Source organism: Pseudomonas sp. FP818 (genome assembly GCF_030687335.1).
In the GTDB taxonomy this organism is placed as follows: domain Bacteria; phylum Pseudomonadota; class Gammaproteobacteria; order Pseudomonadales; family Pseudomonadaceae; genus Aquipseudomonas; species Aquipseudomonas shahriarae.
This window is the reverse complement of sequence record NZ_CP117427.1, coordinates 1,140,394-1,153,921: the sequence shown is the minus strand read 5'-3', so window position 1 is coordinate 1,153,921 and position 13,528 is coordinate 1,140,394. Positions and strand designations below refer to the sequence as shown.

At 61.1% G+C, this 13,528-nt stretch carries 11 protein-coding genes; 5 read left to right on the top strand and 6 right to left on the bottom strand.

From position 1 onward, the window contains the following. Positions 1-59: 59 nt before the first annotated feature. Positions 60-368: a hypothetical protein gene (locus PSH80_RS05140; protein ID WP_305419442.1), complete on the top strand. Its 309-nt coding sequence runs from the start codon at positions 60-62 to the stop codon at positions 366-368. 80 nt (positions 369-448) lie between these two features. Here PSH80_RS05140 and guaA read toward each other — a convergent pair whose 3' ends face one another. From guaA to PSH80_RS05120, 4 genes are all read right to left on the bottom strand, one after another. Further along, entirely contained in the window at positions 449-2,026 is a 1,578-nt protein-coding gene (gene guaA / locus PSH80_RS05135) for a glutamine-hydrolyzing GMP synthase (protein ID WP_017134673.1), read from the bottom strand. Between the two features lie 81 nt (positions 2,027-2,107). Beyond that, the gene (guaB, locus tag PSH80_RS05130) at positions 2,108-3,577 is read right to left on the bottom strand and encodes an IMP dehydrogenase (RefSeq protein WP_003209646.1); all 1,470 of its coding nucleotides are present in this window, start codon (positions 3,575-3,577) and stop codon (positions 2,108-2,110) included. Positions 3,578-3,736: 159 nt separating this feature from the next. Beyond that, positions 3,737-4,285 carry a hypothetical protein gene (locus PSH80_RS05125; protein ID WP_057437964.1) on the bottom strand — a complete coding sequence of 183 codons (549 nt, stop codon included), beginning with the start codon at positions 4,283-4,285 and terminating at the stop codon, positions 3,737-3,739. Positions 4,286-4,420: 135 nt separating this feature from the next. Next, positions 4,421-5,188, bottom strand: coding sequence for a sulfite exporter TauE/SafE family protein (locus PSH80_RS05120; protein ID WP_057960561.1), 768 nt, complete (start codon positions 5,186-5,188; stop codon positions 4,421-4,423). A 99-nt stretch (positions 5,189-5,287) separates the two neighbouring features. Between PSH80_RS05120 and PSH80_RS05115 the strand changes: the two genes are divergently transcribed. From PSH80_RS05115 to leuA, 4 genes are all read left to right on the top strand, one after another. Then, on the top strand, positions 5,288-6,178 hold the full coding sequence (locus tag PSH80_RS05115; RefSeq protein ID WP_305419438.1) for a LysR family transcriptional regulator: 891 nt from the start codon (positions 5,288-5,290) through the stop codon (positions 6,176-6,178). 30 nt (positions 6,179-6,208) lie between these two features. After that, positions 6,209-7,588, top strand: a complete 1,380-nt coding sequence (xseA, locus tag PSH80_RS05110) for an exodeoxyribonuclease VII large subunit (RefSeq protein ID WP_057960563.1) — start codon at positions 6,209-6,211, stop codon at positions 7,586-7,588. Positions 7,589-7,591: 3 nt separating this feature from the next. Then, on the top strand, positions 7,592-8,413 hold the full coding sequence (locus tag PSH80_RS05105) for a M23 family metallopeptidase (RefSeq protein ID WP_128593883.1): 822 nt from the start codon (positions 7,592-7,594) through the stop codon (positions 8,411-8,413). A 393-nt stretch (positions 8,414-8,806) separates the two neighbouring features. After that, entirely contained in the window at positions 8,807-10,486 is a 1,680-nt protein-coding gene (gene leuA / locus PSH80_RS05100) for a 2-isopropylmalate synthase (protein ID WP_057960565.1), read from the top strand. 883 nt (positions 10,487-11,369) lie between these two features. Here the strand turns inward: leuA and PSH80_RS05095 are convergent. Then, the gene (locus tag PSH80_RS05095) at positions 11,370-12,161 is read right to left on the bottom strand and encodes an amidohydrolase (protein ID WP_057438035.1); all 792 of its coding nucleotides are present in this window, start codon (positions 12,159-12,161) and stop codon (positions 11,370-11,372) included. After that, the gene (locus PSH80_RS05090; protein ID WP_282405721.1) at positions 12,149-13,297 is read right to left on the bottom strand and encodes a pyridoxal phosphate-dependent aminotransferase; all 1,149 of its coding nucleotides are present in this window, start codon (positions 13,295-13,297) and stop codon (positions 12,149-12,151) included. Before PSH80_RS05090 ends, PSH80_RS05095 begins: the two co-directional genes overlap by 13 nt. Between the last annotated feature and the right edge of the window lie 231 nt (positions 13,298-13,528).

Genomic DNA, 13,528 nt, shown 5'->3' with positions numbered 1-13,528 from the left:
CGACAAGCTCGCTGATACGACGCATACGATATCCGAGCCAAACCATGAGGAAGAACGCCATGCTCACGAAGAGCCTGTTGCTGAGTTTTTGCGCTGTGTTATTGATTGGCTGCACGGGCAGGGGCTTTCAACCTCCGCCGCCGGAATTTACCAATTGGAAGAAGAACGGAGTGTCTGAAGAAGGCGTCAAGAGTGCTATGACCGCCTGCGGCTATACCATGACAGGGACAGGGGACAGGACGCCGATTGACCAGGTGCTCACGCAGTTTTATTGCATGAAAGACGCCGGCTTCAAGCGCACAGATAACATCGACCTGTGCAAGGAAGGCCGCATCGGCGAATCACCGGTGTGCGAAGGCCGCCGGTAACCCATTACCAAAAGCCCGCAATTAAGCGGGCTTCAGGGTACTTTTTGCTAGAGGGGTGCCGGTCAGTGCCGGACGCCCGATCATTCCCACTCAATCGTCGCCGGCGGCTTGCTCGACACGTCATACGTCACGCGCGAGATACCTTCGATTTCATTGATGATACGGCCGCTGACAGTCTCCAGCAGTTCGTACGGCAGGTGTGCCCAGCGGGCGGTCATGAAGTCGATGGTTTCTACGGCACGCAGGGCCACGACCCAGGCGTAGCGACGGCCATCGCCTACAACCCCAACCGATTTCACAGGTTGGAACACGACGAAGGCCTGGCTGACTTTGTGGTACCAGTCGGCCTTGCGCAGTTCTTCGATGAAGATGTGGTCGGCACGACGCAGCAGGTCGGCGTATTCCTTTTTCACTTCACCGAGGATGCGCACGCCCAGGCCCGGGCCTGGGAATGGGTGGCGGTAGACCATGTCGTACGGCAGGCCCAGTTCCAGGCCCAGACGACGAACTTCGTCCTTGAACAGTTCGCGCAGCGGTTCTACCAGCTTGAGGTTCATTTCCTCAGGCAGGCCACCCACGTTGTGGTGGGACTTGATCACGTGGGCCTTGCCACTCTTGGCGCCGGCCGACTCGATCACGTCGGGGTAGATGGTGCCCTGGGCGAGGTACTTGATGTTGTCCAGTTTGTTGGACTGGGCATCGAAGACGTCGATGAAAGTGCGGCCGATGATCTTGCGCTTCTTCTCTGGGTCGGACTCGCCGGCCAGGTTGTTGAGGAACTGATCTTCGGCGTTGGCACGGATCACCTTGACGCCCATGTTCTCGGCGAACATGGCCATCACTTGCTCGCCTTCGTGCAGGCGCAGCAGGCCGTTGTCGACGAACACGCAAGTCAGTTGGTCACCGATGGCCTTGTGCAGCAGCGCAGCAACCACGGAGGAGTCTACGCCGCCGGACAGGCCGAGCAGGACGTTGTCAGTACCGACCTGGGCACGCACGTTGGCGATGGCGTCTTCAGCGATCTTCGACGGGGTCCACAGGGCTTCGCACTGGCAGATGTCGAGGATGAAGCGCGACAGGATGCGGCCGCCCTGCTTGGTGTGGGTCACTTCCGGGTGGAACTGCACGCCGTAGTAGCCGCGCTCGTCGTTGAACATGCCGGCAATCGGGCAGCTCGGCGTGCTGGCCAGGATGTGGAAGTCTTCCGGCATCTTGGTGACCTTGTCACCGTGGCTCATCCAGACGTCGAGGCCGAACAGGCCGTCGGCGTCGATGTGGTCTTCGATGCCGTCCAGCAGGCGGCTCTTGCCGACCACGTCGACACGGGCGTAACCGAATTCACGCAGTTCGGAACCTTCAACCTTGCCGCCCAGTTGCTCGGCCATGGTCTGCATGCCGTAGCAGATACCGAAGACCGGCACGCCCAAGTCGAACACCGCTTGCGGGCAACGCGGGCTGTTGGCTTCGTGCACGGACTCGGGGCCACCGGCCAGGATGACACCTTTAGGGGCGAATTCGCGGATCGCTTCGTCATCCATGTCGAACGGGTGCAGTTCGCAGTACACGCCGATTTCACGCACGCGGCGGGCGATCAGCTGGGTGTACTGGGAACCGAAGTCGAGGATCAGGATGCGGTGGGCGTGAATGTCGAGGGCCATGAAGTCAGTCTCGTCTAATGAATCAGAAACAACTCGGGGCTGAAAGAACAGCCCCGGTTACTTAACGTTTTGCTGGAAGCCTCAACCTACGCGGTAGTTTGGCGCTTCCTTGGTGATCTGCACGTCGTGGACATGGGATTCAGCCATGCCGGCGCCGGTGATCCGTACGAACTCTGGCTTGGTGCGCATTTCTTCGATGTCGGCGCTGCCGGTGTAGCCCATCGAGGAACGCAGGCCGCCCATCAGCTGATGGATGATGGCGCTCAGGGTGCCCTTGTACGGCACACGGCCTTCGATGCCTTCCGGTACGAGCTTCTCGGCGCCTGCCGAGGAGTCCTGGAAGTAACGATCGGAGGAACCTTGCGCCTGGGACATGGCGCCCAGCGAACCCATGCCACGGTAAGCCTTGTAGGAACGGCCCTGGAACAGTTCGATCTCGCCTGGTGCTTCTTCGGTACCGGCGAACATCGAGCCCATCATCACGCAGGAGGCACCGGCTACGATGGCCTTGGACAGGTCACCGGAGAAACGGATGCCGCCGTCGGCGATCAACGGTACGCCAGTGCCTTCAAGGGCAGCGGCAACATTGGCGATGGCGCTGATTTGCGGCACGCCCACACCGGCGACGATCCGCGTGGTGCAGATCGAGCCAGGGCCGATACCGACCTTGACCGCGTCAGCGCCCGCTTCGGCCAGGGCCTTGGCCGCTGCGCCGGTGGCGATGTTGCCGCCGATCACCTGTACGTCAGGGAAGTTCTGCTTGACCCAGCGCACGCGGTCGATCACGCCTTTGGAGTGACCGTGGGCGGTGTCGACTACCACCACGTCAACCCCGGCAGCGACCAGGGCCGCAACGCGGTCGCCGGTGTCTTTACCAGTACCAACGGCGGCGCCAACGCGCAGACGACCTTGGTCATCCTTGCTGGCCAGCGGGTAAGCCTTGGCTTTTTCGATGTCGTTGACGGTCATCATGCCTTTGAGGGCGAATTTGTCGTCGACGATCAGCACGCGCTCGATGCGGTGCTTGTGCAGCAGTTCACGCACATCGTTCTTGTCGGCGCCTTCCTTGACCGTGACGAGGCGCTCTTTAGGCGTCATCACTTCACGGACGGTGACTTCAAGACGGTTTTCGAAGCGCACGTCACGGGAAGTGACGATGCCGACCAGGTCGCCATCATGCAGCACGGGAACACCGGAGATGTTGTGCAGGCGGGTCAGGTCGAACAGGTCGCGTACGGTGGCGTCGGCTTCGATGGTGATTGGATCTTTCACCACACCGGCTTCGTAACGCTTGACCTTGCGCACTTCGGCAGCCTGCTGCTCGATGGTCATGTTCTTGTGGATGATGCCGATGCCGCCTTCCTGAGCCATGGCGATTGCCAAACGGGCTTCGGTGACGGTGTCCATGGCAGCGGAAACCAGGGGAATATTCAGCTCGATGCCACGGGTTAGGCGGGTCTTGAGACTGACTTCGTTAGGAAGCACCTCGGAATAACCGGGCACTAAGAGAATGTCGTCGAATGTCAGAGCTTCTTGGCTGATACGCAGCATCGCGGGGGCTCCCGAGCGGGAAAATGGAAGCGCGTCATTATACTCAGACACCCCTCGGGCCTCAACGTAAAACTCTGACAAACTTGGTAATACTGATAGATGGGGAATTTCCAGGCCCTGATCGTTCCCAGGCGGAGCGTGGGAATGATCGGGGCGCTCCTAGAGTTCGACTTTGACCCAGCTGATTTTCTGATCGAGCCAGTCGGCAAACTCGTCGATAAAGCTCTGCTTGAAACCCGCTTCCGCCCAGTTGTTGAAGATGAAGCCCAGGTTGGAGAAGCCGCATTCCTGCAGGAACAGAAACCCGTTGATGTCATCTTCATGCCCACACAACGGGCAGGTGAAGTTGTCGGTGTGGCCGGGCATCCAGTCTTCCAGGCTGTCGAACAGCGCCTCGCCGACTTCTTTAAGGCATTCCGGGCAGCCGGCTTCTTCGAGAAAGCCCTTGGCCGGGGTGTAGATGCAGCGTTTGTAGATGATTTCCAGGCCATTGACCGGCTCGTTGAACGGCAGCGCCTCGGGGTGCAGCACCACGGCGCGGGCACCGTCGGCCAGGGCGTAGCCCATGCGGTTGCCGGTGCGCCCGCAGGTGGTCAGTTCTTCCTTGATGATGTTCTTGCGCACCAGCCAGCGCACGATGGCCCGGGCGCGGGGTTCGTGGACGGGCAAGGTGGAGATTTTCGGGACAAGGATGCTTTGGGAATTCATGGGAGTCCTGCGGTGTGGCGTCTGACGCCATCGCGGGCAAGCCCGCTCCCACATTCGATTGCATTTCAATGTGGGAGCGGGCTCGCCCGCGATGAGGCCCTAGAGCCCGGCAGCTTAATCCCTGAAACCCACAGGTCAAGTACTCAAATACCGCCCAATCAAGGCAATGCCACTGGCCAGCACCAACCATGTCACCAAGCGCACAAACGCCTCACGGGACATGCGCAGGGTCAATCGCCGCCCCGCCCACAGCCCCAGGGCCATCGCCGGCAACAGGCACACCGCCAACATCAGCAGCGGCAACTCGGCATACACCCCGGCGATCAAAAACAGACTCAGGCGCACCACCGTGCTCGCGCTGATCAGCGCGCTTTGGGTCGCCCGCGCGCCGTCCTTGGGCAGGCGGCTGTTCAGATAGATCGCATATAAAAAGCCGCCACTGCCAAACAACGCACCAAACAATCCGCCCACCACGCCCATGGGGACCGACCAGCCGGCAGCCAGGGCCGTGGGCTTGGCCCTTACCGCCAGGCTGTAGATGGCATAGGTGCTGATAAACAGGCCCATCAACAGCAGCAGCAGGTCCGAGTGCAGGTTGAGCAAGAAGATCACGCCGAGGGTGCAGCCAATCGCCATGCACGGCAGTAATCGCAACAGCTCCGGCTTGACCACATCCCGCCGCGATTGCAGCAGGTTGCCAAAGGCCGCGACGAAATCCAGCAGCACCAGCAGCGGGATGATCTTCGACAGCGGCATAAACATAATCAGGATCGGCCCGGCCACCAGCGCCGTGCCGAAGCCGGCGATGCCAAACACGATGTAGGCCAGGGCAATCCCCAGGCCGATTACCAACCAGTCCAGCGTCCCGAACGACCACTGCCCCATCCATTCAACCAGGCTCATGCAATATTCCTTGTCAGCGATGGCCCTCACTTTAGCCAAGCGGATGGGTTGCGACTAATATCTTCCAGACCCTCCACCCATCTCGAAAAGGCATGGCTCGTGATTTCCACCCGGCAACTGCGTTACTTCGTCGAAATCGCCGAGAGCGGCAGCTTCAGCGCCGCCGCCGAGCGCCTGTTTGTCGCGCAATCGGCCCTTAGCCGGCAGATCAAGGAGCTGGAAATTATCCTGCAAACCCCGCTGTTCGAGCGCACCGCCCGCCAACCCAGACTGACCGCCGCCGGCGAAGCGTTTTATCCACGGGCGCGCAACCTGCTGGGCGAGTTGCACAAGGCCAGTGAACTGGCGACCCAGGTCGGCCACGGCCAGCTCGGCACCCTGCGCCTGAGCCACTCCAGCACAGTGCCGATGAGTGGGCGGGTACTGCGCGGGATCAGCACCTGGCTGGAACAGTGCCCAGGGGTGTCGATGGATATCGTCAAACTGTCCTCCGAAGCGCAGTTGGAAGACATTGCCGATGGTCGCCTGGAGGTCGGCCTGCTGCGCCTGCCGGTACTGCGTCAGCGCGAAGGGGTGCGCATCGTGCCTTTATATAAGGAGCCACTGTTGCTGGCCGTGCCGCCGGCGCACCCTTTGGCCCGGCACACATCGGCCATTGAACTGGCACAGCTGAAAGACGAAGCGTTTATCTCGATCCCCCACCCGCAACGCGGAGGTCTGAGTTATCTGTCGGCCGAATTGTGCATGCGTGCCGGATTTTTCCCCAAGGCCGCACGGGTGATGTCACGCAAGACCACCCAGTTGCAACTGATCCAGGCCGGGTTTGGCATCGCCCTGCTGCCCGAGTCGATGCGCGATATTGCCCCGGCCAATATTCACTTCCGGCCCCTGGCCGACCACGATTGCCACAGCACCGTGGCCCTGGCCTGCGCGCAGGCGCCGAGCGCGTTGGTGGCGCAGTTCTGTCAAACCTTGGGCGAATGCCTATAAACTGCCGCCCATGACTAAAGATCTCTTCCCATGATTAAAGACCCGTTTGCCCGCCTGGGCCTGGACCGCGAAGTCCTGACTGTCAGCCAGCTCAACGGCCGCGCGCGGGTGTTGCTGGAGGACGTGTTCACCAATATCTGGGTCGAAGGCGAGATCTCCAACCTCGCCCGCCCCGCCTCCGGCCATGTGTACTTCACCCTCAAGGACAGCGGCGCGCAGGTGCGTTGTGCACTGTTTCGCAACAATGCCGCACGGGTGCGCCAGGCACTGAAGGATGGCCTGGCGGTCAAGGTGCGGGGCAAGGTCTCGCTGTTCGAGGGCCGTGGCGACTATCAGTTGATCCTCGACACAGTGGAACCGGCCGGTGATGGCGCGTTGCGCCTGGCCTTCGACGCCTTGAAGGAAAAGCTCAGCGCCGAAGGCTTGTTCAGTGCCGAGCGCAAGGTGGCGCTGCCGGCCCATCCACGCCGCATCGGGATTATCAGCTCGCCCACGGGCGCGGTGATTCGCGACATCATCAGTGTGTTCGGCCGCCGTGCGCCGAACGTGCAACTGACCCTGATCCCCACCGCCGTGCAAGGCCGCGAAGCCGTGGCGCAGATTGTCCGCGCCCTCAAGCTGGCGGATGCCCGTGGCTTCGACGCGCTGATCCTGGCCCGTGGCGGCGGCTCCCTGGAAGACCTCTGGTGCTTCAACGAAGAAGCCGTGGCGCGGGCCATTGATGCCTGTATCACGCCCATCGTCAGTGCGGTCGGCCATGAGACCGATGTGTCCATCAGTGACTTCGTGGCCGATGTGCGTGCGCCTACGCCGTCGGCGGCGGCTGAGTTGCTGGCGCCGGATGCGAGCAATCTGGTGCGCCAGGTCGAAAGCCTGCACCGGCGCCTGGTGATGCTGATGCGCAATCGCCTGACCCACGACCGCCTGCGCCTGGAAGGCATGGCCCGCCGCCTGCGTCACCCCGGTGAGCGCCTGCGCCAGCAGGCCCAGCGCCTGGATGACCTGGATATGCGCCTGCGCCGCGCGTTCGAGCGCAGCCTCAACACCCGCCGCGAACGCCTGATCCGCCTGGAAACGCGCCTGGCCGGCCAGCATCCGGGGCGGCAACTGGCCCTGCTGCGCCAGCGCCTGGACAGCCTCGCCGAGCGCCTGCCCCGGGCCATGCGCGAAGGGCTCAAGGCCCGTCGTCTGCAACTGCAAAGCCAGGTGCAGACGTTGCAGGTGGTCAGCCCGCTGGCGACCCTGGGCCGTGGCTACAGCATCCTGCTGGACGAGCGCGGCCAGGCGATTCGCAATGCCGCGCAAACCCACACCGGCCAACGCCTGACCGCGCGCCTCGGTGAAGGCCAATTGCAAGTGCGGGTGGAAGATAACCACCTGACACCCGTCACCCTTTCATTACTGGATTGATTGATGCCTCGTCTATTTAGCCTGCTGATGCTGCTGTGCCTCGCCTTCAATGCCCACGCCGACAGCTACATCACCCGCACCCTGAACAAGCCGGTACCCGGCGGTGTGGCCGTGGTCGACCTGGGCCCCGCCGCCGCCGCACCGAAAGCCACCTACCAGGGCAAACCGGTGCTGGTGGTCAAGGAACAGGACAACTGGCTGGCGATTGTCGGCATCCCATTGACGGTAAAGCCCGGTAACGAGCGCATCAGCAGCGGTGGGCGCACCCTGCCGTTTATCGTCGGTTTCAAGAAGTACCCGGAACAGCGCATCACCCTGAAGAACAAAAGCCAGGTCAACCCCGCTCCGGCGCAGCTCAAGCGCATCGAAGGCGAACTGGCCGTGCAACTCAAGGCTTACCGCAGCTTCAGCCCGAACCTGCCAAGCAACCTGGTGTTGGACAAACCAGTGAACGGCCCGCTGTCGAGCAAGTTCGGCGTGCGTCGCTTCTTCAACGGTGAAGAACGCAACCCGCACTCGGGCCTGGACTTCGCGGTGCCTGCCGGCACGCCGATCAAGACCCCGGCCAATGGCAAGGTGATTCTGGTGGGCAATTATTTCTTCAACGGCAATACGGTGTTTGTCGACCATGGCCAGGGCTTTATCAGCATGTTCTGCCATATGTCGAAGATTGACGTGAAGGTGGGCCAGCAATTGGTGCGTGGAACGGTGGTGGGCAAGGTCGGGGCGACGGGCCGGGCGACCGGGCCGCATATGCACTGGAATATCAGCTTGAATGATGCGCGGGTCGATCCGGCGATCTTTATTGGGGCGTTCCAGCCTTGATGTGATCGCTGGGCATACGGGCGTTATCGCGGTGCAACGATTCAACGTGCCCGCGATGACGCCAGCTCAATTCCACTGATTGCGCATCCTGAAACCCTCACGCAAACAAAACAAAGCCTTGAGCGTTTCTCAACCATAAAATCTCGTTTCCCACAGAAATAGCAGAACTTCTCTCAATTTTTTTCGACTGCTTGCCATCTTTCACCCCGACGGTTAGGGTTGAGCTTATGAAAACCTCTCACACCCTCATTCAGCTCCGCCAGCACCGCAGCCTGTGCCTCGTCAGCGCACGACTGCCAGGCTGAATCGATCTGCCTCGTCCCCGGTTTGCATCCCTAATAAACGCTTTCTGGCAGGCCGCCTCTTCTCGGCCCTACAACAAGGATTCTTCTGATGAGCATGCTCAAAGACCCGTCTTCGAAATACCGCGCATTCCCGACCATTGATATCCCGGACCGCACCTGGCCGTCGAAGACCATCACCACCGCGCCGATCTGGTGCAGCTCCGACTTGCGCGACGGCAACCAGTCGCTGATCGAACCGATGGATGCGGTGAAAAAACTGCGCTTCTGGAAAACCCTGGTCGCGGTGGGCGTTAAGGAAATCGAAGCCTCGTTCCCGGCCGCTTCGCAGACCGACTTTGACTTCGTGCGCACCCTGATCGAAGACAACCACATCCCCGAGGACACCACCATCCAGGTGCTGACCCAGGGCCGTGAAGACTTGATCGCCCGCACCTTCGAATCCCTGCGCGGCGCCAAGAAAGCCATCGTGCACTTGTACAACGCCACCTCGCCGTCCTTCCGCCGTATTGTGTTCAACCAGGACAAGGACGGGATCAAGGCCATCGCGGTCGACGCGGCCAAGCTGTTCGTCAAGTACGCCGCCCAGCAGCCGGAAACCCAGTGGACCTTCGAATACTCCCCGGAGACCTTCAGCGCTACTGAACTGGAATTCGCCAAGGAAGTGTGTGACGCGGTGATCGAGGTGTGGAACCCGACGCCTGAGCACAAGATGATCCTCAACCTGCCGGCCACCGTGGAATGCGCCACGCCGAATATCTATGCCGACCAGATCGAGTGGTTCGGTCGCCATATCAACCGTCGTGACAGCGTGATCATCAGCCTGCACACCCACAACGACCGTGGCACCGGTGTCGCGGCTACCGAGTTGGGCCTGATGGCTGGCGCCGACCGTGTCGAAGGCTGCCTGTTCGGCAACGGCGAGCGTACCGGTAACGTTGACCTGGTCACTGTGGCGTTGAACCTCTACACCCAGGGTGTGGACCCTGAGCTGGACTTCTCCGACATCGACGGCGTGCGCAAAGTGGTCGAGGAATGCAACCAGATCCCGGTGCACCCACGTCACCCATATGTCGGCGACCTGGTCCACACCGCATTCTCCGGCTCCCACCAGGATGCGATCCGCAAGGGCTTTGCCCAGCAGAAACCGGATACCTTGTGGGAAGTGCCGTACCTGCCAATCGACCCGGCCGACATTGGCCGCAGCTACGAGGCGGTGATCCGCGTCAACAGCCAGTCGGGCAAGGGCGGCATCGCCTACCTGCTGGAGCAGGAATACGGCATCAGCTTGCCACGCCGCATGCAGATCGAGTTCAGCCAGGTGGTACAGGCCGAAACCGACCGTGTGGGCCTGGAAATGACCGCCGCGCAGATCCACGCGTTGTTGCAGCGTGAATACCTGCAAGCCAACACCCCGTACGCGTTGGTCAGCCATCGCCTGCAGGAAGAAAACGGCAACAGCTCGGTAGAAGTCGAAGTTTCCGGCAAGGGCCAGGGCGAAACCAACCTGCGCTGGCACGGCAAGGGCAATGGCGCACTGGAAGCACTGGTGGCCGGCCTGCCGATTGGGGTCGAGATCATGGACTACAACGAACATGCGATCGGCGCGGGGACCAACGCCAAGGCCGCGGCTTACATCGAGCTGCGCGTGAACGGCGAACGTCCGGTGCATGGCGTGGGGATTGATGAAAACATCACCACCGCCAGCTTCAAAGCGGTGTTCAGCGCCCTGAACCGCTCGTTGAGCCAGCTGGAAGCGAAAGCAGCGTAACTGACCGCTGAAAAGCCAAAGGCCCCTGGATGCGAATCCAGGGGCCTTTTTAGTTTGGGGTTGTGGTGGTGCTGATGGCCTCATCGCGGCATAGGTATCTACACAACTCTTTTATCTAGTGCTTATTGGGTTTGTGTACATATCCGTTGCTGCGGTCATGGCCACTTAGGGTTCCGCCCTGACGGCGGCTCACTTTGGAGAAGCCCCAAAGTAAGCAAAGCGCTCTTGCCCCACCACTCGGTGCCTCGCCTAGGCTCGGCATACCCGCAGTCAGCCATGGTTTAACGGGGCGCCTAAGATCAAGATCAAAAGCCAGATCAAAAGCAGAGCAACAGCAACAGCAAAGCCGGGGCGCGAAGCTGCATTCCCCCTTGTGGGAGCTGGCTTGCCTGCTCCCACAGGAGTCCGCGCACGCTTCGACGATCAGGTCGGCTCTAAGGCCGCCTCGCTTTGCTTTTGATCTGAGGCGCCCCGTTAAACCACGCTGGCCGTCATCCGATATTGATTTGGGGGGTAACCCGGCAGGACGCCGGGTTAGCCGCGCTGGGCCATGGATGGCCCATCGCGGCGGCCCCCCAAATCAATGTCGGATGACGGGCACACCGAGCCTGGGCGAGGTGCCGAGTGGTGGGGCAAGAGCCCTTTTGGTTACTTTTGGCTGGGCCGGCACTCCGGGCTCTTTTCCAAAAGTGACCCGCCGTAAGGGCGGAACCAATAGCCGCCGTGACCGAAGCAACGGATATGTACACAAACCTAAGAATCACTAAAAAAATCTGTAGATACCTATCCTCATCGCGGGCAAGCCCGCTCCCACATTTGGAATGCATTCCCCTGTGGGAGCGGGCTTGCCCGCGATAGCTATCCCACTGACAACAGGCCCCTGTCAGACAAACTGAAAACTATCGGCATCCAGATTTGCCGGAAACCGCGTGCGATAGTCCGCCAATTGCGCCGCCTCCAGGCACACCTGGAACACCCCGTCCGCCTCCCCTGCGCTCAGCAGGCTTTCGCCCTGAAAGTCCAGGACCTGGCTGTCGCCGGTGTAGGCAAAGCCCTTGCCATCCGTACCCACTCGGTTCACCGCCGCCACATAACACAGGTTTTCGATGGCCCGAGCCGGCAACAGGCGATTCCAGTGCTGGCGCCGTGCACCCGGCCAGTTGGCGGTATACAGCAGCAGGTCAGTGTCCTGGGCATCACGGCTCCACACCGGGAAGCGCAGGTCATAGCAGATCAGCGGGCGAACCCGCCAACCCTTGAGCTCGAACTGCACCTGGCGCTCGCCGGGGGTGTAGTGATTGTGTTCACCGGCCATGCGAAACAGGTGGCGCTTGTCGTAGTGCAACACCTCGCCATCGGGCCGCGCCCACAACAGGCGGTTGCGGTGGCTGCCGTCAGCGGCCTGGATGATCACGCTGCCGGTAATCACCGCGTTGTACTTCCGGGCCTGGGTCTTGAGCCATTCATGGGTCGGGCCGTTTTCGGCTTCGGCCAGCAATTGGGACTCCATGGAAAAGCCGGTGGTGAACATTTCCGGCAGCACGATCAGGTCGGCGCCCCTGGCCTGCTCCAGCAGCAGCTCGAAATGCTCCAGGTTGGCCTGGCGGTCATGCCAGGCCAGGGTGGTCTGCACCAGGGCAATGTTCAGGTCGGGTAAAGCACTCAGATCACGCATAGTTTCTCGGCTGCTTGACGCAGCGTCTCCTCGCGTTTGGCAAAGCACAGGCGCACCAGGCGCTGGCCTTGGGGTGGGGTCTGATAGAACACCGAGACCGGAATTGTCGCCACGCCATGCTCGCGGGTCATCCACAGCGACATGGCCACGTCATCCAGGTCCGGGCGAATCTGTGAGTAATCCACCAGTTGAAAGTAAGTACCGGCTACCCGCGTAAAACTGAAACGCGAGGGGGCCAGCAGATCGCAGAACAGGTCACGTTTGGCCTGGTAGAAAGCGGGCAGTTCCTCGACATGCTCCGGGTGTTCGGCCATAAAGTCGGCCAGGGCATACTGCAATGGCGTAACACCGCAGAAACTGACGTATTGATGCACCTTGCGCAGCTCCGCACTCAAGGCCGCTGGCGCCACCACGTAGCCGGTCTTCCAGCCGGTGACGTGGTAGGTCTTGCCAAAGGAGCTGACCACGAACGCGCGCTGATACAGCTCTTCGTGGGCCAGGACGCTGACGTGGGGTACGCCATCGAATACCAGGTGCTCGTAGACCTCATCGCTGACCAGATAGATATCGCGATCGCGGATCAGCTCGGCCAATTGGTCGAGCTCGGCGCGAGTGATCAGGGCACCACTGGGATTGTGCGGGGTGTTGAGGATGATCATGCGTGTACGCGGGGTCAGCGCGGCCTTGATCTGTTCGAAATCCAGGCTGAAATCCGCCAGCCCCAGTTGCACATGCACGCAACGCCCTCCAGCCAGCTCCACCGAAGGCTCGTAGCTGTCGTAGCACGGGTCAAAGACAATCACCTCGTCACCGCTGCGGATCACTGCCTGGATCGCACAGAAGATTGCCTGGGTGGCGCCGGGGGTGATGGTCACTTCGCTGTCGGGATTGACCGACACGCCGTAGCTGCGAGCGATCTTGGCTGCCACTTGCTGGCGCAGGGCCGGCAGGCCGGTCATCGGCGCGTATTGGTTATGACCACTGGCAACGTGTTTGCCCACCGCGTCGAGCAAGGCCTGGGGACCATTGAAATCAGGAAAACCCTGGGACAGGTTCAACGCGCCGGTTTCGACAGCGAGTTGCGACATGGTGGTGAAAATGGTGGTGCCGACATTCGGCAACTTGCTGGTGATCATGCGGTGGGCCCCTGGCGGTGAGTTACAAGTTGTAAGCTGCATGCGCCGAGGGGTCAATCGTGAGGCACAAAAAAGGGCTCATTCAGAGCCCTTTTTGGGTAACGCCTAACGTCTGTAGGAATTGGCTTGCCTGGGATGGCGCTGGGTCAGTCAGCAGGTTGGTGTCTGATCTATCGCTATCGCGGGCAAGCCCACTCCCACACAAGCCCACTCCACTGTCAGCGGCGGTCT